This window comes from Brevibacterium sp. 239c (assembly GCF_900169365.1).
In the GTDB taxonomy this organism is placed as follows: domain Bacteria; phylum Actinomycetota; class Actinomycetes; order Actinomycetales; family Brevibacteriaceae; genus Brevibacterium.
This window is the reverse complement of the sequence record NZ_FXZH01000006.1, coordinates 57,990-82,477: the sequence shown is the minus strand read 5'-3', so window position 1 is coordinate 82,477 and position 24,488 is coordinate 57,990. Positions and strand designations below refer to the sequence as shown.

The following is a 24,488-nucleotide window of genomic DNA, read 5'->3' as shown; positions in this document are numbered from 1 at the left end:
GCCGTCGCCGCCGGCGAGCTCGCGCAGGGGCTCACCGGCGGACGTGACGACAGAACTCAGTGGATGGTCAGCTGACGAGCGACGATGCCTGAACGCGCACGGCGTGCCTCAGTGGTCAGAGACTCACCTGAGTTCAGGGTCGCATCGAGGCGCTTGCCGAACTCGGCGATGGGCTCTTCGATGTCGTCGACCTGTGTGCCGAATTCGAGTTCCCAGACGGGCACGATGATTCCGTGGGCCCGGAAGTATCCCAGGAAGGTTCCTGGGCCGCCGAGGTCGTTGAGGCCCTCGACCTGCAGGCTCGCGAGAGCGTCGACGATCGAATCCTCGCCCTCGGCACGAGCCCAGCGGACGTAGGTGCGGCCTGACATCTCGGTCCAGTATGCGGACTTCACCGAGGCGATCTTCTCCGTCGGTGAGATGGAGTCGTTGGCCTGTTCGAGAGCTGCGGCGACATCGGAATCCGTTTCGGCCTCTGGCAGCTTCCAGTATTCGAAGGTTTCGAGTACGCGGATGTCGAACGGGTGGTCGGTGTCGAGGATGTCTTGGAGACGCGGACCCTGACCTGGCTCGGTGGTCGCTTCGATCGTGGTCCTAGGCGTCGCCTCGGCGGCGGCGAGGATGCCGTGGGCGACGTCGCGGGAGGCATCGGTGGAGGACACCGGCACCTGCATGCCGGCCAAGAGCGCACCGTCTTCACGGTGCCAGGCTTGCCACGCGGCGGGCAGCAGCGAGGTGATGGTGATCTCCTGACCACCGAATTCCTCTTTCAGCTTCGCCGAGGCGGTCGCCGCCGGCACCAGCTCCCGCAGGCAGATGAGGTCCGCCTCGAATGGCAGGCCCTCGAACGGACGTGCAACGAAGGCCGTGGCCTGTGCACGTGCCAAACGCTTGGCAATGAGATCTTCCTTGGAACGCTTCGACTTCTTACCCATGGGAGACAAGTCTAGTCGGTCTGGCGACTCAGGACGCATCCCGTTCGCCGAGGTGAATCAGCGTTGCCCCGCGACCGGGATGAAGTAGCGGGTGGTGTTCGACTCATCCATCGTCACCTGCAGTTTGTCTCCTGGGTGCGGAAACGCTGACTTCTCGGGGTTCTCCGGTGTGAGTCCCAAGTTCTCCAGGCGGATGATCCCGTGCCGACCAACCTCATCGGCGGCGAGGACATAGGAATGATTGAGCTCACGGATGGTGACCTCGATCGACGGGACGTCGGCTGCGGCATCGAGATTCTGTATAGTCCGCGGTGGTGAGGAGTTCCCCATCCCCAAATAGGCTCCGACGTCGTCGGCGATATAGCCGGCAACCACATCGGCCTGGGCCAGGAGGCCGGAGAGGACGACGGAGAGCCGCTCCTGCTGGGCATCAGACTTCAACGCCTGACCGGGTTTGAACAGATGTTCCTCGGCGAGCACGCACCACGCATCCTGCATGACGGTGCGCAGCTGCAGTTCCACGAGCACAGACGGCTCGGCATCGAAGGGGACCTCGACGATGAGATGGCGCCCGCGGTAACCGGACGGTTTGGGCTGGGCGGAGTATTCGCGCACCTCGGCGACGGAGAGATTCGATTCGTCATTGCTGTCAGTGAGGAGATCCCAGAGCGCGCTCTGCTCGCGCTCGGTGCGGCACACGGCGCGGGCACCGACGACATCGATGACCTGGTTCTCGACCTCGACGGCTTCGTGGATCTCGTCATTGGCATCGGCAAGCTTCCGGCGCAGCTTCTCTCCGGCCCGGAGCCGATCTTTGATCCGACCGTGGCCGACGGTGACTCTGTCTCCCGACAACAGCGCGGAGCCCGAGCACGCGGCCTCGACCCAATCATTGACCGTCTCCAGGGCGGCCCTCCACGTCGACTCACGCCTCTCGTAGGCTTCGTCGACCAGTTCGCGGACTGTTGCTGACATCCTCGTCACCTTCCTAGCTCCTGATTCAACTTCACCAGAAGACGAGGTGGATGTCCATGCTTTCCTTGCGAAGCTTTCTTCGCTAATGCGCAGCGCTGTTCTCCGGAACCCTGCTCAGTGGTCAGCTCTCGGCGGGGAGGTACCCGTATTCGTAGCCGCGAGCCAGCGCATCCCGGCGATTGCGGACGCCGAGGCGCGCGTAGAGATTCGACAGCTTGTTCTTCACCGTTCCTTCGACGAGGCTCAGCTCAGTCGCGATAGCGGACACAGATGACTGGGTGTCCAGCAGGGCCAGAAGCTGCCTCTGCGATGGGTTGAGCAGGGCATGACCAGCGCGGATGTGCAGTGTCTCCCCGAGGTTCAGCAGTCGTTGGCGAAGCTCCTCGCCGGGAGTGGACCCTTCGCCGGGGTTGGGCCTCTCGTCGGGATTCGACCCCTGACTGGGCCAGCCGATGGACCCATCGCCGAAGCCGGCGCTGTCGGAATGGGGCTGGCCAGCGGAGCCGAGTGAGTCAGCGGAGTCGGGCACCTCGGTGGCGCGGCGACCCGGCGCGAAGACTGGTGCGAGCAGGTCCCACTCGGCAGCCTGAGAGCTGCGCTGGAGCAGCTGATCGCGCAACGACTTCGGAATCAGTGCCACCGGGATGAGGCTGGCGGTGATCCTGCAGTACTCGAGCGCGTCGACGAACGCGGAATCCGACTCGACAAGTTCTCCCTTGCCCAACAGACTGGCGGCCTGGACCGCCTGGGCAGAAGCCTTCGCATGCAGGTCGACCGGCTTCTGAGACAGGACCCGGTTCGCCAGGTGCGCCGCGGTGCTGTGTTCCCCGATGGTCAGATGGAGCTGGGCTCTGGCCAAGATGATGTAGGGCGCTTCGGACTCGGCGTCGAGGAGGACGTTCTGGGCGAGGTGAGTCTGGCCCTGCGCGAGATGGATGCAGACGAGGATGTGCTGCAGCGTGTGGCGGAGGATTCCGTCGGGCGGCAGGGATGAGCGGTTGGTGTCGATGACCTGCTGCAGACGTTTGCCCTCGATGCTCACCTCACTGCCCAGAATGCCCAGCAGCGATCTGTACTGAATGACGCCGATCCACGAGTGATGACCCAGCGAGGGGTCGGCCAGCCGCTCGGAGTATCGACGTGCCGCGTCGAGGTCCAGAGAGTCCATGGCGCGGATCATGCGCGCCAGAGTGTAGGCGGCGAGCGCGTGAGGGCTGCTGAACCGAGTTCGGTCCTTGAGTTCGTCGAATTGGTGCAGGTGAACGTCACTCGATGGCCCATTGCCGAGCATCGCGTGCGCCAGGGCACTGTAGGCGTGCGCCGGAAGCAGCAGATAAGGCGAGGATGCGGTTGCGAGCTCTGTGATGATGATCGACCGACGCAGCTGTTGGACACTGTCGGTGAGGTCGCCGACGAACATGGCGGTGATCCCATATTCGAGGTGGAATCGTGCTTCGCAGAGCCGACTGGGAGCCGACTGGAAACGTCGATCATCGCTGATGAGTTCCTGGGCGAATCGGGCCAGCTGAAGGCCCTGGACGGACCGACCGAGCAGCCTCTGGCGCCGCATCGACGCGATGGCCATGGTCATGATGTCATCGACGGTGAAGTCGCCGTCCTTGATTCTCTCCATCTGCGAGTCAAGGGCCGGGACAGCAGCATGCTCGAAGTTGACCTCGTTGAGGACGGTCAGAGCATCGCTGACTCCGAGGTGCCGTCTGACTTCCTCGACCTGCAGACAGTCGCCCATGGCTTCGGCCAACACTGCCGAGTTCTGCGCCTGGGCCTCAGGGACCTTCGAGAATGCCTCGATCGTCGCGTCGAAATGGTCGACCATGAGCGCATGACCCCGGTTCGCCCAGAGATCGGACAACGCGTTCCAGTCCCCGGCATCCGCGACCCGTCGGAGTGCCTCGGCGAAGCCCTCGGAGTGATAGGCGGCCGGAGCATTCAGCCATTCGGCTGCGCTCACCCCCAGTGAGCGCCGCGACCGTGATTCGCTGTGTCGATCTCTGTCATCGTAGAGCCGCCTCAAGATCGTCCTCATAACCGCCGGGATCGTGTGCTGGCCGGTGCGGTCCAGAGTGGGGAGCAGCAGACCCTCTTCGGCCAGATGCGCAGAGAGGTCCGCGATGTCGAACGGATCAGAACCTTCTGGCGCAGCCGGGACGGGGAACGACCCCAGGCATGGCATGGCACCGGCGGCGATAGCGAGGGTGTCTGCGTTGATGTCGCGCATGAAGGAGAGCAGATGGGCCAGCCGCAGCTCGGGACTGTCCGGTGCCTGATGTCTGATCTGAGCCAGCACGTCGGCGGCGAGGAGATCCGAATAATGGTCGGCATCGACGCTCGAGAGGCCATGCCCCATTGCATCGGCGCCCTGCAGAACGGCTTGGCCCGCGAGGAGGTGGCCAGACGTCTGCAGAAACAGGGCCTTCCATACGTGCTCAGGCAGATCGGGTGCGAATTCGGTCAGGCGGGTCGCGAATGAATGAGCGGTCGTTTCGCGTTCGCCGGGAAAGATTCCATCAGTGGGCAAGGGGGGTGTCGGGGGAGGGGGAACGCCCTGGTCGGCGGAGTTATACATGGTTGGGGACCTCTGGCAGTGGGGATTCAGGGATTATCTACCACTAAGTAATGTATCCGATCTCTATGCTCGAATTCTGGTTACTCAATGTAGCGTCGCTGTGATTTTCACTAAGTCTGTGTTCAGCGATGTCTTTGCTCGCTAATGGGAAATGAGCGGCGACACGTTGTTCTTAGGATCACTGGTGAAGTGGTGTTTCGTCAATGCTGCTCTGCGGCGGAGAGAGGGGATCGCGGAGACAGCTGTGGGGTCGAGGCTCGACCGGGGAGGGCGCCCGGTCTGTCTGGGGCCGCTAACGCGGTGCTGAAGCCGCGGCTCACACCTCGTAGTCGACGATGACGGGAGCGTGATCGGACGCACCCTTGCCCTTGCGCTCCTCACGGTCGATCTCTGCGCCCGTGGCCTGCGCTGCCAGGGACGGTGAGGCGAGTTCGAAGTCGATGCGCATGCCCTTCTTCTTGGGGAAGGCCAGCCGCTGGTAGTCCCAGAAGGTGTAGACCCCAGGGCCGGGAGTGAACTGCCTGGTGACCTCCGTGAGTCCTGCGTCCAGGAGAGTGTTGAAAGCCTGACGTTCAGGTTCCGAGACGTGGGTGGCTCCCTCGAATTCCTCCATGTCCCAGACATCTTCATCCAGAGGTGCGACATTGAAGTCCCCGCAGAGGACGAGTTTCTTATCGGGATCATCGCCGAGCTGTGCAGCGATATCGGCACTCAGTGCCCGATACCATTCGAGCTTATAGGCGTAGTGCGGATGGTCGACTTCGCGACCATTGGGCACATAGAGCGAATACACTCTGACTCCGCCGCAGGTGGCCGACAGGGCACGGGCCTCGACCACGGGCTCTTCACCGAACGAAGGGATGCCGGCGAACCCGATCTCGGGATCCTCAATGCCCACTCGAGAGGCGATCGCCACACCATTCCACTGATTGAGGCCGTGGAAGCTGACCTCATAGCCCCGGGATGTGAACAGGTCCCCGGGGAACTGCTCATCCTTGCACTTGAGTTCCTGGATGGCCAGGACGTCGACGTCTGAGCGATCCAGCCAAGCACCGATTCTGTCATGTCGGGCGCGGATCGAGTTCACATTCCAGCTCGCGATTCTCACGCTCCCACCCTAAGCTGTCCCGGCCGCAGGCCCAAGCTCAGAGCACAAACCAAACTCAGCAGGCCGGAGCCGGCAGATGACGCACTCACCGGCCCCATCACCTCGGCGCCGGTGAGGTACCGATAATCTGGGGTCATGCCTGAAGCACTCAATGAACACCTCGGTCACGATGGTGCCGCCTGCCCCGACTCCTACTATGTGCGCACGGCGCCGGAGACCTTCGTCTCGACGCTGCACAGTCAGGGCGCGTGGCAGCCGGGTGAGCAGCACCTGGCCCCGGCCGCCGGGCTGGTGTTGGCAGAGATCGAACGCCGGCTGCCCTCGGACAAGATGGTCTCGCGAGTCAGCTTCGACATCCTCGGCGTCATCCATTCGGGAGAATTCACCATCGACGTCAATGTCATCCGACCTGGCCGGACCATCGAACTCATCGAAGCGAGCATGCGTCACGGGGAGCGCACGAGCGTCCACGCCCGGGTCTGGCGCCTGCTCCCCAGTGACACGATGAGTGTCCTCGGCGACGAATGGCCGACGCTGCCGGAGCCCGAAGATGCTCCCGAGACCCCATTCACCGGACGGTGGGGCGGAGGATTCATCGCCTCCCTTGACGGCGGCCAATTCCCGGATGCCCGTCCCGGTTTCGCCCGGACCTGGCTCCGAACCCCGTATCCCCTCGTCGATGGTGAGGACGACCCCGCAACCGCTGCGTTCGTGAAACTCATCGACACAGCCAATGGTCTGGCCGTGAGAGAGGATCCGAAGACGACGTTCTTCCCCAACGTCGACCTGACCATCCACCTCACCCGGGTCCCCGAGTCCGGCTGGGTCGGCTTCGACACGAAGGTTGCGTTCGGGCCCACCGGGAGTGGCGCGACCACGAGTGTGCTCAGCGACATGAACGGGCCGATCGGAACCGCGGCGCAGTCGCTGACTGTGCGCGTGGGCCAAGGCGCGAAGTGACGCGACCGCGCGCACTGATCACCGGTGCCAGCTCCGGGCTGGGGCGCGGTTACGCACTCAGTCTCGCCGCCGAGAAGTATGACCTCGTTCTCGTCGCCCGGGATGAGCGCCGCCTGCGAGAGCTGGCAACGAGCATCGAAACCGAGAACGGCACCGTCGCCGAGGTGGTGGTGGCCGATCTGTCCACTCGAACCGGCATCGACGCCGTCCGCACCGTGATCGAGACCTCGCCCGTCGATCTCCTCATCAACAACGCCGGGTATGGCCTCAAGCAGGGTCTCCTCGAATCGGAGATGTCGGAACTGCACGACCAGGACATGGTGCTCACCGGGGCGGTGCGCGAACTCTCCCTGGCAGCGGTCAAGGAGATGCGTACCAGGGGCAGGGGCGGTCTGATCAACGTTTCATCGATGGCGGCCCTGACCACGATGGGACAGTACGCAGCGTCGAAGATGTCGACCCTGGTCTTCACCGAAGCCCTCGCCGGCGAACTGCGCGGCACCCCGGTCACGGTCACTGCCGTGCTGCCCGGATTCATCAGAACCGAATTCCATGAACGCCTCGGCGTCGAACGGCCGGGCCCCGGCTGGATCTGGCTGAGCGTGCAGCAGGTCGTCACCGCATCCCTGCGCGATGCGCGACAAGGCAAGGTGGTCTCCATCCCCGGCGTGAGCTACGGATTGGCGGCACGAATCGCCTGCTTCGTTCCCCGCCCTCTGGTGCGCTGGGGATCGGCCGGATTCTCTCTCAGCAGGCGAGACGATTGCTGAGCTTGCAACAGTGGATTTGCGACGCGCAGCATGAAGTTGAGTCTTGAATTATTTTGAGCTGGCCCTCTGACCTGGGATTATATCGGGTCTGAGGGGTCGCTGAACTTCCCCATCCCGATTCAGACAGGGCAGAACAATCTTTACAAGTAGGATCGAAGTGTGATCCAATAATGGTGTTCGCCCGGTGGGGATCGGGTGAACATAACGGACGTATGGGGATGCGTCCGGGTACTCGAGGGGAGTGCTGCGAGGACCCCGGGATGTCGCGATTACGCGCCCCGGGGTCTTTGTCATTCACATCTGAGACCCTGCCGTCTGAGCTTCGTCACAGCTGAACACTGCGCTGCTTTCTCTGACGTGACCTGGCGATGCCGATCTCCACTCCCACGGCGGAAAGCGGAACTCCGAGAGCCTGACTGCAGTTGTGGGTCACGCGATCGGAGATGTCGGCGACGACCGCATCGATATCTGCTCGCTCATCGACGTCGACATGGAGGAGCAGCTCGGGGCTGCGGGCTGTTCCTCGCAGAATGGCCTGGGCATCCACGACCTCGGGAGTGAGCTCGAGATCGTCGACCACAGCCGCAGCGATGACATTGGCATTGACCGTGGTCACTCCGGTCCGAGCATCTTCCTGCATGCGCAGCGGCTTTGCAGAATCTTTCCGCGGCACCTGCGCAGCAAGCCACCGGATGCCGATGACCACGAGGAGGACTGCCACCACCAGAGCGATGACAGCCGAGAACGGCAATGCGAGGACGGCGGCGACCGGCTGCAGCTGACCATCGGGGGTCAGCCCGGGTGCAAGGGCGGGGGCCAGGCCGAGGCTGATCGAGAGTACGGCGACTCCGACGATGAGGCAGAGCAGACCGACGATGATGAGGCCGGTCCTGTTGGCGCCTGCTGCCATGCGTCTCATGCTTGCCTCCTCTGTGCGCGCACCTTGACTGTCGGCGTTCGGTCGAATGCAATCTGGCTGAAGCGCTGCGAGACAGCGGCGTCGACCTCAGCACGGATCTGGTCATTGTCACGCACCGGGGTGGAGAAGGTGATGTTCGTCGACGAAGCGTTTGATGCAGCGCGCACGCTCGAGACCCCGTCGACGGAGTCCGCGGCGGCGGCCGCCAGGTTCGACAGTGCCGAGGTCGGCAGAACGACTTCGAGGCGTCCGATGTGCTCGGTCGCCTCGGCCCGGTAGCCGATGATGCGCTTGGCGCCGGGAGAGATACCAGCGATCGTGAAGATCAGGCCCAGGATCAGCAGGGCGGCTCCCACCGCGATGACCGCTGCGGTACCCCACTGTGCGGCGCCGAGGTCGGTGAACCCGGAGAACCCGGACGTAAGCGCCGAGTCACCAGAGCCGCCGACTGCGATTGCGGCGATCGCTGCCCATCCGAGGCCCACTGCAAGGGCCAGGATGATGAGGGAGACGATGACGGCAGGCATGATGCGTGCAGGGCGTGACCGAAACAAGCGTGGACTCATTGCAGATTCCTCACTGAGCTTCCGGACCCCGAGGTGTGGGGTTTGAGCCATTTGACCGTGACATCGACCTGACGGACGTTGACCCCGGTGAGTGCTTCGACATCGGTGCTCAGACGACGACGGACCGATTCGGTCGCCTCGGTGATGGGGGACGGGTACGCCAGGCCCAACTCGACCTCGAGGGTGCAGCTGCGACCCGACAGGGTCACATCCACGCTGGGGCGGCTGTCGAGGTCAGCGTTCGAACCGAACCTGAACAGGCCCGACTTCGCGCCGCCGACCCCGGGCAGGCCCTTGAGGATCTGGGAGGCCGTCTTCTCGATGACCCGGTCAGCGATCGTGAGGCCACCACGTGATGAAGCCACGATGCTACCTCCGGGTCGTCGATCGCGAACTGAGCGCGCTGAGATCGAGGCGCCCGTCGAGGACGAGGCCGATGACCAGGCCAAGTCCGCCGCAGATGGCAACGATGAGGAATGCGAGGAATCCTCCGAAGTACGCAACGATGCCCAGCGTCAGACCGACAAGCAGGCCGACGAGTGTTTTCGACATGACAATCCTTCGTTTCAGTTGAGTTCGACGGTGTCGCCGGAACTCTGCTGGTCATCGTCATCGCCCGGGAGGTGGACGTCGGTGACCTCGATGTTGACCTCGACGACCTGCAGGCCGGTGCCCTGCTCGACGGCGCGGATGACGTTGCGGCGGATCGCCTCGGCGACCTCGACGATTGAGGTGCCGTACTCGACGACGATGGTGAGGTCGATCGCGGTCTGCTTCTCACCCTTCTCAACAGAGACGCCGCCGGAGACGTTGGTCTGCGAGCCGGGGATGCGGTCGGTAAGGGTGTCGAAAGCGCGGCGGGCCGCGGTTCCCATGCTGTAGACGCCGGGAACCTCACGTGCAGCGATGCCGGAGAGCTTGGCGACGACGTTCTCGGCGATCGTGGTGTCGCCCATGTCGGTGATGAGAGGGCTGCGCACCGAATCCTCGGCCGTGGACTGCTGGGAAACGGTGGACTGCTTGGCTTCAGGCATTTCTATTTCCTTATCGTTTCGATTGCGCTTTCATCAGTACAGACGCGGACTGGCTGCGATCCTCACGCACGTGTGCAGAAAAATTCCTGTGCCGACTCCGAAGGGACATTCCGGGGCGCGGTGTTCGTCCTTATTACGGTTGCAGTCGCATACGATGTGGATATGACAAGGCACGATGATCGGTTCGATATCGTCACCCTCGTCGTGCGTGCGAGAGAGGGCGATATCGATGCCTTCGAAGCGTTGGTTGATCGATATGAGACGAAGCTCCTGCGATTCTGCCTGCGTACGCTCGGTGACCGACATGATGCGGAAGACGTTGTGCAGGACACGCTGGTCCAGGCGTGGAAGTCGCTGAATGCTCTGTCCGAGCCAGCCGCGTTCGGAACATGGATCTACCGACTGGCATCGAACAAGTGCACCGACCTGTTGCGCAGGAGGATGGCCAGGCCCTCGGATGTGCAGGACCCCGACGATATGAGCATCCACGCGGACGGGCGGGTATCGGTGGAGAAGTCCGTCGAGGCGCGTACCGCTCTGCAGCATTTCTCAGCCGTTCTCCAGACGCTCTCATCGGAACAGCGAGTAACCTGGGTGCTCCACCAGATGGAAGGCCTCAGCTACGCCGAGGTGGCCAAAACTCTGGGCATCAGCGAAGGCAGTGTGCGTGGCCGTATCCACAGGGCCCGCACTGCCATCATGGAGGGGATGGAAGGATGGACATGAACGAACATGTCAGCTCCGGCACTGAACCCGATCCGACGAGCTCCGAGTCCCACCAGGAGACAGACGACCAGCTTCGCGGTGTCATCGACGAATACATGAGCACGTTCCAACCCGAACCTGAAGACACCGCGGGTGTTCGTGAGCGCATCCTCCAGCTGGTCAGAGACGACCTGTACCGGGGCCCCTCCACCCATCTGCAGACCGAGCATGGGCATCCGTTCGCAATCTCCACCGCCTCGGTGCGGTCGATTGTGCGCAACGCCGTCGACTCGGTGGACGGGATCCGGGCCCGCAGCGTTGATGTCGAGCCCGCCGGTGTTCCCGAAGGCAGTGCGGCGACGGTGTCGTTGACAGTGGCCATGCGCGCCGGCATCTCCTTCGCCTCCACCGCCGATGTGATTCGCCGATCCGTATCCGCCGCGATCCTGGCCGAATTGGGGATCCCCGCGGCACGGATCGATATCAATGCTGAGGATGTGTACGTTGACTGAACGTGACGAGGAGATTGTGGAGTCCCTGCGGCTCGCGGACTCTGTGACCTCGATCGACGGTGTCAGGGCGCTGGCCCCGGGACTTCATGCCCTGGTCGCCACCGCCACAGCCAAGGTGCTGCGCCGCACCGGCGGTGAACCTGTGGGTGTCGATGTGACTCGGGGCGGTGACAGAGTGAAGGTAAAGATCGATGCCCACCTTGACCACACCCGCTCGGTCGCCGAGGTTGTCGATGAGATCTTCTCGGTCGTCGAGGCCGACATCGCACGCGGGGCCGTGGAGGCCGGCGGACGACTCGACATCGATCTGCGCGTCGTCAGCAGGGGCTGAGCGCAGCGTCGCCTTGTCGCCTGTCAGGCGGCTGGGTGGTGTGCTTCGGTGCGGTTCGTGAATAGCAGAGTGCCGGAGCCCGCTGACGGGTTCCGGCACTCTGTTCGGGCTCAAATGGTGTTGAGTCCCGCACGTTTCAGCGTGTGATCAAGCGTGATCAGTCGACCTTCTTCTTTCCCATCTTGTTGGTGATGAAGCCCCAGATGACGAGCACGATCAGCGAACCGCCGATTGCGCACAGCCAGGTGGAGAGCGAGAAGAACTTGTCCATTTCGGCGCCGAAGATCGCACCGCCGATCCAACCTCCCAGCATGGCGCCGATGACGCCGATGATGAGTGTGGCGATCAGGCCGCCGCCTTGCTTACCGGGAAGAATCGCTTTTGCGATGGCGCCGGCAATGAGTCCGAGTACCAAATATGCGATGAAACCCATGGGGCTCACATCCCTTCCATAGAGTTGCTGATCGGGTCTGCAAAGTCGACCTGTCATTAATCTTAGAGCCGATTCTCGTGAAACTGACAGTATCGCCCGATTCTTTATGACATCGGTACAGACGGTGGAAGTGATGAAACCTCACGGACATGTGCGATTCGAGTGCAGTGATCCCTGTCACCGCCACCTCGGCGAGGGAGCGGGTCGTGCTTGGTGACTTCGACCCGCCCCGCGCGGGAAGACGGCCCTGGTCTGCACAGCGGAGTGGGCCGTTTAGACTTGGGGGCATGACCGACAGTGCAGACACCCGCCGACAGTTGCTCGACCTCATCGACGAACTCGCCGTGGTTCGTGGCAAGGTGACCCTCTCATCAGGCAGGGAAGCTGACTATTATCTGGATCTGCGCAGGGTCACCCTCGACCATCGATCCGCTCCCTTGATCGGTGATGTGGTGCTCGACCTCCTGGCGGCCGAGGGCCTCCTGGAGAAGGTCGATGCCGTCGGCGGTCTCACGATGGGTGCTGACCCGGTCGGCACCGCAGTCATGCACCGCTCCGTCGTTCGCGGCACTCCGGTGGACTCCTTCGTCGTCCGCAAAGAGGCGAAGAAGCACGGGATGTCCCGTCGCGTTGAAGGCCCGGATGTCAAAGGCAAGCGGGTCGTGGCGGTCGAGGACACCTCGACCACGGGCGGTTCTGTGCTCACCGCGGTCGAAGCTCTCAAGGAGGCCGGCGCCGAGGTGGTAGCTGTGGCCGTGGTCATGGACCGCGACACCGGCGCCAAGGAACGGGTCGAAGCAACAGGAATTCCGTATCTCACGGCGATGACGACAAGTGATCTTGGGCTGGACTGATTCGTTCGTCCAAGCTTCTCGGACGGATCTCTGCCCGTCGATCACCAGCTGGGACTCGACTGGCAATTCTGTCGAAATCACGGTCCTGGTTTGAAACATCGTGGTCGAATCAACACGATAGATGAGACACTCCCACAGTACTGCTTCAGGAAAAGTAAGGATGACGCGTGCTCACACTGAAAGAGGTTTCCCTGCGCAAGGGAAAGCGAACTTATCTCGACGAGGTGAGTTTCACCGCGCAGGCAGGCCGGATCACCGCAATCGTCGGAACCCGTTCGGCCGGCCGGACCGAGCTGGTCCGCGTCATCATGGGGCTGATCTCGCCCGATGAGGGCACCGTCAAGCTTGAGGATTTCGAACTCGACTTCGGCGATCGTCAGAACTTCGGCTATCTGCCCTCCGAACGCGGGGGCTACCCGAACATGCGCGTGATCGATCAGATCGTCTACCTGGCACGTCTGCACGGCATCACCCTCGGCGCTGCTGAGCGCAATGCGCTGACTCTGCTGTCACGTCTAGAGCTGGCCGATCGTGGCTATGCGCCGTTGAAGAATCTCAGCGGCACGGAGATCGCCCGCGTCGACATCGCAGCGACCTTGGCCGCCGACCCCGACGTCGTCGTCATCGACGATGCCTTCTCCGGGCTCGATTCCGAGTCAACTGAACTTGTGATGTCCCTGCTGCGCGCCCACGCTGCTTCCGGGGTGCCTGTCATCCTGGCCACCGACAGTTGGGAGGCCGCGCAGGCCTATGCCGACGACGTGGTCATCCTCAACCAGGGTCGGACCAGCGTGTCCGGCAGCGTGGAGGAGCTGCGGGCGGACGTGAAGTACCGTGTGGAGCTCGCCGACGCCGAGGCGGCCGCCAAATCATTGGAGAAGCGCGCGGGCATCAGCGATGTTGCGGTCCTCGACTCCGCAGACAACGTCATCAGCTTCCGGGCTGCCGATGCCGGCTCCGCAGCGCAGACCGTGGCAGCACTGAATGGTGTGAAGAGTTTCGAGAGTGTTCGCCCGACATTGGCCGAGCAGTACAAGGAGGCTTTGTGATGGCAGGCAAGGACGAAGGCCTAGACGGGGACTCCCCGGAACCGCAGGTCTCGAAGGGCACCGCGGGCGAGAACATCGATGATCTGGGCATACCTGTCGGCGATGACGTCACAGCGACCGAGGACGATGCCGACTCGCGACAGAGCACAGAAGCGAAGTCGGCTCAGACCGCGAAGTCGGGCAAAAAGGCCAAGGGCGCGAAGTCGGCGACAACCGCCAATGGCGCCAAGGGTGCCAAGCCCGCAACGACGGCTGACGACGCTGACGACTCAGACTCGGACGCAGTGCCAGCCGATGACGGCCTCGACGAGGTTCCGTTCGAACTTGCCGAGGACAGGCCCTCGGCCGATGAACTTCCCGAGACCGGACTGGTCTCCGAGTTCGTCGACGTGAACAAGAATCAGGCCGCCTGGCTGGTGTCGAACCGGGAGAGCACGACCGCACTGCGCAGCCCTCTCTTCCTGGTCACCGGTGCCGTCATCGTGCTTGGGATCCTGGCAGCGATCATCTCCGGCGTTGTCGGGGGATCCGACTCGAAGTCTGGCACCCCGAGCATGGCCATGGTCGGTGTGGGTGAGCAGGCTGCCATGTACGAGCAGCAGCTGGGTGTGAAGATCACCGACGTCAAGGACGCTCAGTCCGCAGAGAAGCTGGTCAAGGAGGGCAAGGTCGACGCGGCCTTCATCCAGGACCCCAGCGGACAGGCAGAGCCGACCATCATCGCTTTGGACGAACAGCCCGAGGAACTGCTGGAGAAGCTTGCGCCGAAGACTGAGGCGACGCTGCTGAACTCGCCGGCAGTCGGCGACGAGGTCGCCACTCCGGTGCTGTGGGCCATGGCAGTGTTCGCGTTGCTCGTGGTGGCCACACTCGGCACCGCGCTCTATCAGAACCTGCGTCTGGAGAAGCGCAACCGGATCACTGAGATCATCGCCGCCACGATCCCGCCTCGCGCCTCGGCGTCGGGTCGGATCACGGGCATGCTCTCCCTGACCGTTGTGTATCTGGTCGTCGCGATCGTCGTGGCCGAACTCGGTCTCTCCATCACAGGCAAGACATCATTGGCATTCGCCATGCTGCCCGGCCTGGGCTGGTTCGCACTGACGCTGCTGTTCACCGCATGGACCATCTACGCACTCCTCCTGTGGGCGTCGACCGTGGCGGGCAGCAAGGGACGCAAGACCTTCGTGTCGATCATCGGCGTCATCACCGTGGCCGGCTTCATCGCTCCCGTCATCGTGGGAGCTTCGGGACTGGTCGCCAAGGTGCTGTCGTGGACCCCGTTCACTTCGCCACTGGGAATTGCCGGACGCTTCTTCGGCAGTCCACCCGCATGGTGGGAGGGCCTCGTTGCCGCCGCCATTGCTGCGGTGGTCGCACTCATCATCCACTCGTTGGCCAGCAGCGCCTACGTTCGCGCGGTGCTCACCGGCGGGGGACGCGGCGGCAAGACCGTGAAGATGAGCAAGCGTGCGCAGAAGGTCTCCGTCGGCTCCGCCGGTGAGAAGAAGACTGACGTCAAGGATGCTGCCGCAGATTCGGACTCCGACGACGCGATCGATGCGGACTCCGACGACACCTCGGCGAAGGCAGCGAAGACTGACGAGTCGGCGGATGAAACCGATGACAAGAAGTGACTGAAGACAGTACGCCACAGGTAGGGGTCGGTCCGTGGACCGGCCCCTGGCCTGTGTCTGAGCACTTTGATCCCGAGCTGCTGCGCGAGGGCGATCGTCGCAATGTCGTCGATAAATATCGTTACTGGAAGCTGGACGCGATCGTCGCCGATCTCGATACGACACGGCACGAGTTCCACGTCGGTGTGGAGAACTGGCAGCACGATCTCAACATCGGTTCGGTGGTCAGGACGGCCAACGCTTTCAACGCCGCCGCGGTGCACATCGTGGGCAGACGGCGTTGGAATCGTCGCGGTGCGATGGTCACCGACCGGTACCAGCACATCATCCATCACCCGAGCATCGACGACCTCCTGCAGTGGTGTTCTGACAATGACGTGCCGCTGATCGGAATCGACAACTTCCCGGACTCGGTGCCGTTGGAGACCTATGACCTGCCGCGGCGCAGCCTGCTGCTGTTCGGGCAGGAAGGGCCGGGCCTGAGCGAGGAAGCGCACCAGGCGAGCACTGCGGTGCTTTCGATCGCACAGTACGGTTCAACGCGGTCCATGAACGCGGCCGCAGCGGCAGCGATCACCATGCACTCCTGGGTCCGCCGTCACGTCTACGACCAGCCGGTGGCCTAAGTCCTACCAACGTGATGAGGGCGGCCGACGGGTGGGCAAGCAGCCCGTGAGTCGAACGTCGACGGGTGGGCAGGGCTGTGCTGTGCCTCCGCCGGCACTTTTGGCCCCAACGGTTGGTAAGTTCTGGTCGATCCCAGCGCTTGAATCGACCAGAACTTACCAACCGTTCGGTGGTTCATCGGTGCGGCTGCGGCAAAAGTGCAGGAAAGGACGAAGAAGGGGCGTTCCGCGTTGCTTCCAATACTGGAAGCAACGCGGAACGCCCCTTCTACTCTGCAAAGACTTCGACGCCCGACGTCAGCGAATGCTCTGCGCCTCGGTCGGGTCTTCCTGCCTCAGCTGAGGTCGGCTGCGTGTGGCTCGATGAGCCCACCGATCTCTGCCAGTTCGGCAGTCAGCGAATCAGCATCATCGAAGGTGCGGGAGATGACGGTCAGTCGCTTCGCATAGTGACCGATCGGGTACTCCATCGTCATGCCGATGCCGCCGTGCATCTGGATCGACTCCTGGCTGATCGTGCGTGCCGACTGGTCGATGATCATCTTGGCCGCGATGACATCACGGTGACGGTCCTTCTCGGAGCCGGCTTCCTCGTTCGTGACCGCCAGACGGGAGTAGAGTGCCATGCTGCGTGCATACTCGAGGTCGGCGTAGAGGTCGGCCGCACGGTGCTGCAGTGCCTGGTTCGTGCCGATCGGGGCACCGAACTGCTCACGGGTCTTGAGGTACTCGGCCGTCATCGTCAGCGAGGCTTCCATCACGCCGACTGCTTCGGCCATGATCGCAGCGTTTGCGGTGTCGAGCAGTTCAGCCACGACGGCATGCGCATCGGCAGCGCCGAGACGCTGGGCCGGCGCATTGTCGAACTTCACGCTCGCGCTTCCCTGACCGTCGGCCTGACGGTGAGCGACACGGCTGACCCCCGAAGCGGATGCCGCGACGAGGAACAGTCCCAGTTCACCGTTCTCCGAAGCGGTGACGATGAACTGGTCGGCGACGTCTCCGCCGAGCACACCGTTCTTCTCACCGCTGATCGTGAAGGCGCCGTCGGCGCCCGCCGAGGCGGTGGTGGAGGGTGTATCGACCGCGTAGCGCAGGCCGGGCTCGAGGGCAGCGAATGCGAGGAAGGTCTGGCCTTCGCAGACTGCGGGCAGGATCTCCTGCTTCTGCTCTTCGGAGCCTGCGGCGGCGATCGCGTTGGCGCCCAGCACAGCTGTGGCCAGGAACGGTTCGAGCACGAGTGCGCGACCGAATGCTTCCAGGACCACGGCAACCTCGGCGAAGGTCATTTCGGCTCCGCCGTAGTTCTCCGGGATAGCCAGGCCGAGCAGGCCCATCTCTGCGAACGCCTCCCACTTCTCGCGGGAGACGCCCTCCTCGCTGTGCAGGATGGCCTCGCGGGCCTGGGTGTCGTACTCGCTGCGCAGGTACTTGTTCAGAGTGCTGGCGAGTTCTTGCTGAATGTCGTTGAGTTCAAGATCCATGATTGTCCTCTTCTAAGATGTCCTGGGGTTGTGGAAACCTCAGAGACCAAGCAGTGCTTTCGAAATGATTCCGCGCTGGACCTCGGACGAGCCACCGTAGATGGTGACCTTGCGGGTGTTGAAGTACGCGGGCAGGGCGTCGACAGCTCCGAGCGGAAGGTCTGAGAGGCCCTCACCCTGGGTGCGGTCAGTGACGAAGTCGAGTCCCTGCGGGCCGAGGACGTCGACGAGGAGTTCGCTGATGTCCTCCTGCAGCTGTGAACCCTTGAGCTTGAGTACCGAGGAGCGTGGATCCGGCTTGTCGGACCCAGCGGCCTGGGTTGAGAGGATCCGCAGCTGAGTCATTTCGAGAGCGGTGAGCTCAGCTTCGATCCGGGTCAGGCGGGCGGAGAACAGCGGGTCATCCAGCAGCGTGCCGCGTGCCGTCTTCGTCACCGCAGCGTAGGCCTTGGCACGGGCGAGATTGACCTTCGAACCGCCGATGCGAGCAATGCCGGTGCGCTCGTTGCCGAGCAGGAACTTCGCGTAGGTCCAGCCCTTGTTCTCTTCGCCGACGAGGTTCTCGACAGGAACCTCGACATTGTCGAAGAAGACTTCATTGACCTCATGGCCGCCGTCGATGAGCTGGATCGGGCGGACCGTGACGCCGGGCGTCTTCATGTCGATGAGCAGGAAGGAGATGCCCGCCTGCTTCTTCACGTTCGGGTCGGTGCGGACCAGGTTGAACATCCAGTCGCCGTACTGGCCCAGGGTCGTCCACGTCTTCTGTCCGTTGACGATGTACTTGTCTCCGTCGCGGACTGCGGTGGTTTTCAGGGAAGCGAGGTCAGAGCCGGCATCGGGTTCGGAGAATCCCTGTGACCACCAGATGTCGATATTGGCGGTGGCCGGAAGGAAGCGTTCCTTGAGCTCCTGGCTGCCGAAGGTCGCGATGACCGGTCCGACCATGGAGACGTTGAAGGGCAGAGGCTGTGGGACGCAAGCGAGCTGCATCTCTTCGAGCCAGATGTGGCGCTGCACAGGAGTCCAGTCCTGGCCGCCCCATTCGACGGGCCAGTTCGGCACGGCGTAACCGTGCTGATTGAGGATCCGCTGCGAAGTGACCATGTCTTCTTTGGTCAGCTCCTGGCCGGTAGCGACCTTGAAGCGCAGTTCCTCGGGGATCTCCGTGCGATAGAACTGACGCATCTTCTGCGCGAACTCGCGCTCCTCTGCATTCAGCAAGGTGTCCATGAAAACTCCTGATTGATCGTTCGGTAACTTAGCTCCAATAGTACGTTTCGGTGTGCAGGCTCACAAGTGGCAGTCGCTGTGAAAGCGCCAGGGCTGGGTTGGGGGTGCGGAGGAGGGTACAGCGGCAGCGGCGCCATTCGACGCACCTGGCTCACATAGGTGGGCAGCTTGCTCGTGAGGCGAGTTGATCGGCCGCCCAGGTGAGGGCAGAACCGGGGAAAGTACGGCGCAGGGTGTCCTGTCAGCCAAAAGATTCTGGTGCGCAATCACCGTGAATAGTATAAAATAATGCGGATATAGCAGAAAGTTCATGTATTCGGTGAATGCATTTGAGAAGCGCGGCACCAGCCGAGGTTCGCTGAATGTAGAGCGGAGCGAATCGCAGGGGAAGACGCTGGTCTGCGTTGACGAGAGACTCGACGTCGAGTCAGTCTCGTCACCATTGCGTTGTCCTCGCCGAGTGGTGCAGAGAAAGCTGTGCAGATGTCAACTGCCCTTCGACCGGTCCAGCATCAGATCCTCGGATACACAGACGAAGTGGAAGCGGTGGTCGCGTCCCTCACGGACCCGGACAGATTCGGTGCGCTAGTCATCGGCGCTGCCGGAATCGGGAAAACCACGATGATGAACACGGCACTGGCGCGCATCGATAAAGACACTCCCGTTCTGCGTTTTCGCGGCTCAGAGCCACTGCGCGGTCGGGATCTCGGAATCCTTGAGATCCTCCTCTCGCAATCGGGCAGCAGTTCGAAAGTCGGGGCCGGTACGGCTTTGTCGTCAATCGGCAGACAACTGAAAGCACGGTATCCCGAAGCGACCCCCATCGTCCTCATCGACAATGCGAATCTCGTCGATGCGGTCTCTCTGTCAGTGCTGACCCAACTGGCCGTGGCGAGGAGAGTCAGACTCCTCATCGCAGCTGAATCGATTCGCCCGCCCGTCGATCTCGCAACGAGCCTCTGGCTGTCGGGACGACTCATCCGCGTCGACCTCAGCGGCCTCAACGAAGCGACCGTGGCAGCACTCGCCGAAACCTCGGGATCCAACGCATTCGAAGATCGGTCTGTCGCCCAATTGCATGCAGAGACCGGAGGGAACCCGCTTCTTCTCAGTCACGTCCTCTTCCAACACGAGCGGCTGCGGACCACGGACCGTATTCTGTGGAACATCGACCCCGAGCTCCGGCCAGTGCTCGAAACGATCGCGATGGCAGGAGCAGTCCACTATGAGACTCTCATCCAACTGTGCTCTGCCGACGGGCTCGATTCTCTGGTCGAAGCAGGGATCATCAAGATGTCCAGGGCTAGGCACGCCTCAGTGAGAATCGTCGAACCCGTGATCGCCGCGTCAATGCGGTCTCGGGTCAGGCCCTCTCACACACTGTCCCTCTGGAAGGGGCTGAGCGAAGTCGCAGATAGTGAAACGATGGAAGGACAGGCTCTGTTCGGGTACCTGTCCTGGGGGGCGAATTTGGGATATGCCCAGCCAGCGGAGAAAATCCTCGAGGCTGTGGCCTGGGCAAATCGTGAAGGAGACTACTCGGGAGCGGCAGAACTCGCTGAGCACGCCTTTGTGAAACCGGTCGACCTGCTCCTCGAGACTGTCCGCGCTGAAAAAGGCAGACGCAACATCAGAGCGGCGAACAGAGCCTTCGACCGTGTGCTTGATCTCGTAGGACAGCATTGGGAAGAGCTGAGTCCACAGCTGTTGTCGCGCGTGAGGGTCATGGACATGAGACTGACCGACCCGCGCGAACCCGACCGTCTTCGCACCGGTTGGTTGCGCGAGCATTTCGACACCACGGCTGATCAAGGCAGATTCGACGTCACCCTTGCACGGTTCGACCTCAAAGGTGGTCGGTTCGCCGAGGCGATCGAGAGAGCTGACCGGGTCTATCGGGATCACTCGTGCCTGACCCGCCACCGGCTCCGTGCCTGCGCGGTGCTCGGGACGGCTTCGGTTCTCACCGGCAAAGTGGAAGCAGGGTTGAAGTTCACAGAGCAGGCTGAACTGATGTTCGGTCTGCCAGGCATGACGAGCCTGGAACGCGAGGACGCGGCACCCCAGTTCTTCATCGCCAGGTACGTCGCGGCCGACTGGGAGAGAGCCCGAGCAGCGCTGAACTGGGCCGAAACGAGGAGCTGGAACAAGGGGCGTCCACAACTGTCCGGTTTCACCGGCGCATTGATTGACATGCGCACCGGACACCCAGCCCGGGCCCTGGCCGTTCTGGAGCGGACCAAGACGACTGTTGAAGACATCGGGTTTGAGGGCATCAACGCAGCCATTGACTATGCCCGTACGCTGTTGGGCGATGTGCCTAAGGAGAGGCGCCCGAGCCAAGCTCAACCGCCTGAGGGCGACGACTATTCCTACTGGTTGGAGTTCGAAGCTTCACTGTTCCAGCTCCAGACGCTGGCACTGACCAAGCCGGAACAGGCTGCCGAAAGTCTGTATGCGCTCGGCGGTACGGCGAGGACCCTCGGCGCGACAACATTGGCGGCCTCGGCCTGGCTGGAAGCGGCCTGCCTCGGGCATCGAGCCGCGATCGTCGAGCTGAGCGGAGCCGCGTCTGAAGTCGACGGAAAGCCAGGTCGACTCGCAGGCATCATCTCTGCCGCGATGGCCGACGGATCGCCGTCCGCGCTCATTGCAGCCAGCAGAGGCGCATCCGCGTTCGGCGCCATGGTTCTGTGTTCCGACCTGGCCAAACTCGCTCAGTCTCGTGCCATCGACACCCAGGATCAGCAGGTCGCCAAGGAGGCCCGCATCCTCATCGGCAACAGTCAGCGAAGGATCAGATTCAGCGCCTCTGGGACGAGACTGCAGACGGTGCTCTCCGACCTCGAACGGCAGCTCGTCGAGGGAGTCATGGCCGGGCAGAGCAGTCAGGAGCTCGGTGCCGTGCAGCATCTGTCCGCGCGAACCATCGAATGGCATCTGAGCAGAATCTACCGGCGCCTGCAAGTGGCCAATCGCCGCGAGCTGCGAGAAGCGATCACCTCTTGGGGCGATCAGCTGTGAGCGACCACGGTGAGCCCATCGTCTTCGGTCGCAGTCGTGAGACCGAAACCATCGAGAACTCCCTGCGCGACTCATCATCGGGTGGAATTCTCATCGAAGGGGAGATGGGCTCTGGAAAGACGCTTCTGTCAAGCTTGGTCCATCATCGTCGCGGCGGTACGGAACTGTGGCTGCGCGGTGACCGGGTATTCGAGGCAATCGATTTCGGTGTATTCGGGTTGTCCGTGGACCTCGATGAAGACCCGGCCGATCTGCTCCACCGTGTTGTGTCTGTGCTGGCAGGAGATCAGCCGAAGCCGGTGATCTTCGTCGATGATGCCCACAGAATCGACCGCCGCAGCCTGGACGTGCTGTCCCAGCTGTCCAATGACGGCGATATCAAGATTGTTGCCACACGGCGCAGGGACCCAAGCGGGCAGGACGATCCGTTCGATGACCTTGTTGCGGACGGCATCCTCGACCACATCATTCTCGACGCTCTTGATCCGGACTCCTACGCTGAAATGGTTGAGCACCAGCTCGGCGGTATCGTCTCACATGGGGTACTCGATATCATCGAATTCCACTCCGGCAGGGTGCCGGGGACGATGCTCGAGCTTCTTCGCTACACGACTCGGGCCCAGCGATTCTACGACCTCCAGGGTGTCTGGGTCCTCGACGGCCGGGATATCGACTACGACGAACGCGCCCGGGACGTCACCCGCATCGAACTCGAAGAGTACACAGCCCCGACACGAGAAGCCCTTGAACTCGTCGTCCTCGCAGGTGAGATCACCGTCGAACACATGCTCACCGCCGACCTCGGAGAAGCCGCCGATAGCCTCGTAGCCGCGGGCGAGATCCTTCTCAAACATAGGCAGGGGCGAATCTACGCCGCTGTGGAGAACCACAGGTCCGAGACGATCCGCTACACGATTCCTGATGGTCGAAGCAGACGGATGTACGACTTCGTCGTCTCCGGCGACACCTCGATCCCATCCGATCGGTCACTCATGCTGCGCATGGACTGGGCCCTAGGATGTGGCGCCGACGTCCACGTGCAAGACCTCATTGACGCCGCCCGCGTGGCCGCGCGCATCGGTGAATGGCAGCGGGCGCTGCGGATGCTCATCGAAGTGCCGACAGATTCCATGGAGGCACACGAACTCTGCGATCTTGGTCGTCTCTACTGTGAGGTGAACCAGGCTGCGCTCGGTTTAGATGTCCTTGCCCAAGCAGTGCAGAAGGCGTGCTGCGTCGACATCATCGTCGAAGCCTTCGTGGTCTGGGTCTACAGGGACTTCGACCGCACCTCACCGACCGTGAGCCTGGACAAATTCCGCATCGCCCTCGACCGTGTCGAGGGTCTTGAAGCCGAGGACGGCGCGAGTGGGACCGGCGCTGATCGCTGCCTGGACATAGGGTGCAAGGGAATCGATGGAGCGACGGCTCGGAACATCGTCGATCGATTCGGCACCAGATCGCTGCTGGTGGCAGCGACCGATGAAGAATTCCTCGCAGAGGCCATCCATGATGAGCGGCTGTCCGACTCGCTCCGAGTGCTGCTGACCGTGGCACTGGCCAGCCGGAAGATCGAGAAGGGCGAGAACGTGGAAGCACTTGAACTGCTCGATCATGAATCAGGGCGGAACTACGCCGTGGGCACAGGGCCGATGATTCTGTCCATGACCCGAGCCAGTGCCCTCGCCGGCTACGGCGACACGGAGAGGGCGAAGAGGATCCTCAATGAGCTGCCGAGCAATGACATCGCCTACCTCGCCGCCCGCAGCGGTCCCAGCGACCTCGTCTGGAGCCGCATCAATACGGAGGACGGGGCCTTGCCCGAGGCCACGCGGTCCACTCATGCTGCTGTGGAAGCGCTCGAACATTGCAACCAGACGGCCTTCCTGGCAATGGCCATCGCGCAGGCCGCGTATGTCTCTGTCCTGGGAGGCAATGTCGATATGGCCGCCCACTACGAGTCGCGTTTCGACGCTCTGCCAGTGCGCGGCCCGTATATTGAGTACCGGCGTGCGGTGATCATCCTCTACGTCGCCAGAGGTCTGCGCACCGGTGAGGCCGTCTGGGTCGAGAAGCTCAACGAACTGCTCGCCGAGGCGATGGACGACGGCTCGTTCGGGCTCGCTGCTCTCATCAGACTCATGCTCTTCAGACACTTCGACGTCGTCGAGTCCGAAGAGATGTGCGTGCTGGCAGGGCGCGGTACTGGGCGCGACTTTCGCCTGCTCGGAAGTCTCGGGTCTGCCCTGCGTGGCCGTGACGGCGCAGCCCTGCGTGACATTGCGGATGCCGAAGACAAGATCATGCCTGACCTGGCAGCTCTCTGCCGGAGATTGGCAGATCACTTCAGTGCTGGTGAGGAAGCATCCGCGACACGGACCAGCGCACCGACGAAACTCACTGCGCGAGAACGTCAGATCTGCAACCTCATCATTGCCGGCAGCACCAACGCGGAGATCGCAGAGAAGCTGGGCGTGCGAGTGAGGACCGTTGAAGGTCACACCTACAGACTATTCCAGAAATTGGGCATCACGCGTCGTGAGCAGGCTGGTCGGGCTCTGCACGAGCTGCGAGCCGAACAACGATTGGTCTGAACAGCGATAGGTCAGGTCTGAAACCGGCCGGGACGGTTGGGGCCTGCACGCCTCCAGTCTGCGCTCGGGACGCCTCCAGCCTGCGACCGAGGAGGCACAAGGCTCGCAGCCTTCGATCCACATCATGAGTAGTGCGAAGCGTTGTGACTCGG

The 24,488-nt window shown here is 62.6% G+C and carries 23 protein-coding genes; 11 read left to right on the top strand and 12 right to left on the bottom strand.

Annotated elements, in window-relative coordinates; translation table 11 throughout:
- Positions 1-56 precede the first annotated feature (56 nt).
- The 4 genes from BSP239C_RS07485 to BSP239C_RS07470 form a co-directional block, all read right to left on the bottom strand.
- Positions 57-935, bottom strand: a complete 879-nt coding sequence (locus BSP239C_RS07485; protein WP_101571470.1) for a DUF5926 family protein — start codon at positions 933-935, stop codon at positions 57-59.
- Positions 936-992: 57 nt separating this feature from the next.
- Positions 993-1,910 (bottom strand): GTP pyrophosphokinase family protein, encoded by a 918-nt coding sequence (locus BSP239C_RS07480; RefSeq protein ID WP_101571468.1) that lies wholly within the window; start codon positions 1,908-1,910, stop codon positions 993-995.
- A 121-nt stretch (positions 1,911-2,031) separates the two neighbouring features.
- A complete protein-coding gene (locus BSP239C_RS07475; protein WP_219618857.1) occupies positions 2,032-4,449 on the bottom strand; it encodes a helix-turn-helix transcriptional regulator in 2,418 nt (805 codons plus the stop codon).
- Between the two features lie 364 nt (positions 4,450-4,813).
- Entirely contained in the window at positions 4,814-5,605 is a 792-nt protein-coding gene (locus BSP239C_RS07470) for an exodeoxyribonuclease III (RefSeq protein WP_101571464.1), read from the bottom strand.
- Between the two features lie 135 nt (positions 5,606-5,740).
- On the opposite strand from BSP239C_RS07470, the gene BSP239C_RS07465 reads away from it, so the two are divergent.
- Positions 5,741-6,565, top strand: coding sequence for a thioesterase family protein (locus BSP239C_RS07465; protein WP_101571462.1), 825 nt, complete (start codon positions 5,741-5,743; stop codon positions 6,563-6,565).
- On the top strand, positions 6,562-7,335 hold the full coding sequence (locus BSP239C_RS07460) for an SDR family oxidoreductase (protein WP_101571460.1): 774 nt from the start codon (positions 6,562-6,564) through the stop codon (positions 7,333-7,335). Before BSP239C_RS07465 ends, BSP239C_RS07460 begins: the two co-directional genes overlap by 4 nt.
- 325 nt (positions 7,336-7,660) lie before the next feature.
- Here the strand turns inward: BSP239C_RS07460 and BSP239C_RS07455 are convergent, their stop codons facing one another.
- The 5 genes from BSP239C_RS07455 to BSP239C_RS07435 are packed head-to-tail and all read right to left on the bottom strand — an operon-like array spanning position 7,661 to position 9,854.
- Positions 7,661-8,254, bottom strand: a complete 594-nt coding sequence (locus tag BSP239C_RS07455; protein WP_226830934.1) for an alkaline shock response membrane anchor protein AmaP — start codon at positions 8,252-8,254, stop codon at positions 7,661-7,663.
- The gene (locus BSP239C_RS07450; protein ID WP_101571458.1) at positions 8,251-8,820 is read right to left on the bottom strand and encodes a DUF6286 domain-containing protein; all 570 of its coding nucleotides are present in this window, start codon (positions 8,818-8,820) and stop codon (positions 8,251-8,253) included. The genes BSP239C_RS07455 and BSP239C_RS07450 overlap by 4 nt, the downstream gene beginning before the upstream one ends.
- A complete protein-coding gene (locus tag BSP239C_RS07445; RefSeq protein ID WP_101571455.1) occupies positions 8,817-9,185 on the bottom strand; it encodes an Asp23/Gls24 family envelope stress response protein in 369 nt (122 codons plus the stop codon). Before BSP239C_RS07445 ends, BSP239C_RS07450 begins: the two co-directional genes overlap by 4 nt.
- Positions 9,186-9,189: 4 nt before the next feature.
- Positions 9,190-9,372, bottom strand: a complete 183-nt coding sequence (locus BSP239C_RS07440) for a hypothetical protein (RefSeq protein WP_101571453.1) — start codon at positions 9,370-9,372, stop codon at positions 9,190-9,192.
- Between the two features lie 14 nt (positions 9,373-9,386).
- Positions 9,387-9,854, bottom strand: coding sequence for an Asp23/Gls24 family envelope stress response protein (locus BSP239C_RS07435; RefSeq protein ID WP_101571452.1), 468 nt, complete (start codon positions 9,852-9,854; stop codon positions 9,387-9,389).
- Between the two features lie 162 nt (positions 9,855-10,016).
- Here BSP239C_RS07435 and BSP239C_RS07430 point away from each other — a divergent pair, with 162 nt between their 5' ends.
- Genes BSP239C_RS07430 through BSP239C_RS07420 form a run of 3 tightly spaced genes read left to right on the top strand, consistent with a single transcriptional unit; the run spans position 10,017 to position 11,402 of the window.
- The gene (locus tag BSP239C_RS07430) at positions 10,017-10,580 is read left to right on the top strand and encodes an RNA polymerase sigma factor (RefSeq protein WP_101571450.1); all 564 of its coding nucleotides are present in this window, start codon (positions 10,017-10,019) and stop codon (positions 10,578-10,580) included.
- Complete coding sequence (locus BSP239C_RS07425; RefSeq protein WP_101571705.1) at positions 10,577-11,071, top strand: hypothetical protein; 495 nt, start codon at positions 10,577-10,579, stop codon at positions 11,069-11,071. Before BSP239C_RS07430 ends, BSP239C_RS07425 begins: the two co-directional genes overlap by 4 nt.
- The gene (locus BSP239C_RS07420; protein ID WP_101571448.1) at positions 11,064-11,402 is read left to right on the top strand and encodes a hypothetical protein; all 339 of its coding nucleotides are present in this window, start codon (positions 11,064-11,066) and stop codon (positions 11,400-11,402) included. Before BSP239C_RS07425 ends, BSP239C_RS07420 begins: the two co-directional genes overlap by 8 nt.
- A 157-nt stretch (positions 11,403-11,559) precedes the next feature.
- Here the strand turns inward: BSP239C_RS07420 and BSP239C_RS07415 are convergent, their stop codons facing one another.
- A complete protein-coding gene (locus BSP239C_RS07415; protein WP_101571446.1) occupies positions 11,560-11,835 on the bottom strand; it encodes a GlsB/YeaQ/YmgE family stress response membrane protein in 276 nt (91 codons plus the stop codon).
- A gap of 287 nt (positions 11,836-12,122) precedes the next feature.
- Here BSP239C_RS07415 and pyrE point away from each other — a divergent pair, with 287 nt between their 5' ends.
- The 4 genes from pyrE to BSP239C_RS07395 all read left to right on the top strand — a co-directional run bounded on the left by pyrE (position 12,123) and on the right by BSP239C_RS07395 (position 16,001).
- Entirely contained in the window at positions 12,123-12,689 is a 567-nt protein-coding gene (gene pyrE / locus BSP239C_RS07410; protein WP_101571444.1) for an orotate phosphoribosyltransferase, read from the top strand.
- Positions 12,690-12,856: 167 nt separating this feature from the next.
- Entirely contained in the window at positions 12,857-13,738 is an 882-nt protein-coding gene (locus tag BSP239C_RS07405) for an ABC transporter ATP-binding protein (RefSeq protein WP_101571442.1), read from the top strand.
- Positions 13,738-15,375, top strand: a complete 1,638-nt coding sequence (locus tag BSP239C_RS07400; RefSeq protein WP_101571440.1) for an ABC transporter permease — start codon at positions 13,738-13,740, stop codon at positions 15,373-15,375. The genes BSP239C_RS07405 and BSP239C_RS07400 overlap by 1 nt, the downstream gene beginning before the upstream one ends.
- Entirely contained in the window at positions 15,372-16,001 is a 630-nt protein-coding gene (locus BSP239C_RS07395) for a TrmH family RNA methyltransferase (RefSeq protein WP_101571438.1), read from the top strand. Before BSP239C_RS07400 ends, BSP239C_RS07395 begins: the two co-directional genes overlap by 4 nt.
- 335 nt (positions 16,002-16,336) lie before the next feature.
- Here BSP239C_RS07395 and BSP239C_RS07390 read toward each other — a convergent pair whose 3' ends face one another.
- Both BSP239C_RS07390 and BSP239C_RS07385 read right to left on the bottom strand, forming a co-directional pair.
- The gene (locus BSP239C_RS07390; RefSeq protein ID WP_101571436.1) at positions 16,337-17,485 is read right to left on the bottom strand and encodes an acyl-CoA dehydrogenase family protein; all 1,149 of its coding nucleotides are present in this window, start codon (positions 17,483-17,485) and stop codon (positions 16,337-16,339) included.
- A 39-nt stretch (positions 17,486-17,524) separates the two neighbouring features.
- Complete coding sequence (locus tag BSP239C_RS07385) at positions 17,525-18,718, bottom strand: acyl-CoA dehydrogenase family protein (protein ID WP_101571434.1); 1,194 nt, start codon at positions 18,716-18,718, stop codon at positions 17,525-17,527.
- A 483-nt stretch (positions 18,719-19,201) separates the two neighbouring features.
- Between BSP239C_RS07385 and BSP239C_RS07380 the strand changes: the two genes are divergently transcribed.
- Together BSP239C_RS07380 and BSP239C_RS07375 are read left to right on the top strand one after the other, a co-directional pair.
- Positions 19,202-21,742: a LuxR C-terminal-related transcriptional regulator gene (locus BSP239C_RS07380; protein WP_101571703.1), complete on the top strand. Its 2,541-nt coding sequence runs from the start codon at positions 19,202-19,204 to the stop codon at positions 21,740-21,742.
- The gene (locus BSP239C_RS07375) at positions 21,739-24,336 is read left to right on the top strand and encodes a LuxR family transcriptional regulator (protein ID WP_180958948.1); all 2,598 of its coding nucleotides are present in this window, start codon (positions 21,739-21,741) and stop codon (positions 24,334-24,336) included. Before BSP239C_RS07380 ends, BSP239C_RS07375 begins: the two co-directional genes overlap by 4 nt.
- Positions 24,337-24,488 lie beyond the last annotated feature (152 nt).

What these genes read in the sequence shown, in the direction of transcription:
- BSP239C_RS07415 (WP_101571446.1), bottom strand. Translation starts at nt 11,835, where the DNA reads ATGGGTTTCATCGCATATTTGGTACTCGGACTCATTGCCGGCGCCATC.
- BSP239C_RS07385 (WP_101571434.1), bottom strand. Translation starts at nt 18,718, where the DNA reads ATGGACACCTTGCTGAATGCAGAGGAGCGCGAGTTCGCGCAGAAGATG.
- pyrE (WP_101571444.1), top strand. Translation starts at nt 12,123, where the DNA reads ATGACCGACAGTGCAGACACCCGCCGACAGTTGCTCGACCTCATCGAC.
- BSP239C_RS07465 (WP_101571462.1), top strand. Translation starts at nt 5,741, where the DNA reads ATGCCTGAAGCACTCAATGAACACCTCGGTCACGATGGTGCCGCCTGC.
- BSP239C_RS07390 (WP_101571436.1), bottom strand. Translation starts at nt 17,485, where the DNA reads ATGGATCTTGAACTCAACGACATTCAGCAAGAACTCGCCAGCACTCTG.
- BSP239C_RS07430 (WP_101571450.1), top strand. Translation starts at nt 10,017, where the DNA reads ATGACAAGGCACGATGATCGGTTCGATATCGTCACCCTCGTCGTGCGT.
- BSP239C_RS07435 (WP_101571452.1), bottom strand. Translation starts at nt 9,854, where the DNA reads ATGCCTGAAGCCAAGCAGTCCACCGTTTCCCAGCAGTCCACGGCCGAG.
- BSP239C_RS07485 (WP_101571470.1), bottom strand. Translation starts at nt 935, where the DNA reads ATGGGTAAGAAGTCGAAGCGTTCCAAGGAAGATCTCATTGCCAAGCGT.
- BSP239C_RS07440 (WP_101571453.1), bottom strand. Translation starts at nt 9,372, where the DNA reads ATGTCGAAAACACTCGTCGGCCTGCTTGTCGGTCTGACGCTGGGCATC.
- BSP239C_RS07480 (WP_101571468.1), bottom strand. Translation starts at nt 1,910, where the DNA reads ATGTCAGCAACAGTCCGCGAACTGGTCGACGAAGCCTACGAGAGGCGT.
- BSP239C_RS07400 (WP_101571440.1), top strand. Translation starts at nt 13,738, where the DNA reads ATGGCAGGCAAGGACGAAGGCCTAGACGGGGACTCCCCGGAACCGCAG.
- BSP239C_RS07455 (WP_226830934.1), bottom strand. Translation starts at nt 8,254, where the DNA reads ATGAGACGCATGGCAGCAGGCGCCAACAGGACCGGCCTCATCATCGTC.
- BSP239C_RS07425 (WP_101571705.1), top strand. Translation starts at nt 10,577, where the DNA reads ATGAACGAACATGTCAGCTCCGGCACTGAACCCGATCCGACGAGCTCC.
- BSP239C_RS07380 (WP_101571703.1), top strand. Translation starts at nt 19,202, where the DNA reads ATGTCAACTGCCCTTCGACCGGTCCAGCATCAGATCCTCGGATACACA.
- BSP239C_RS07450 (WP_101571458.1), bottom strand. Translation starts at nt 8,820, where the DNA reads ATGAGTCCACGCTTGTTTCGGTCACGCCCTGCACGCATCATGCCTGCC.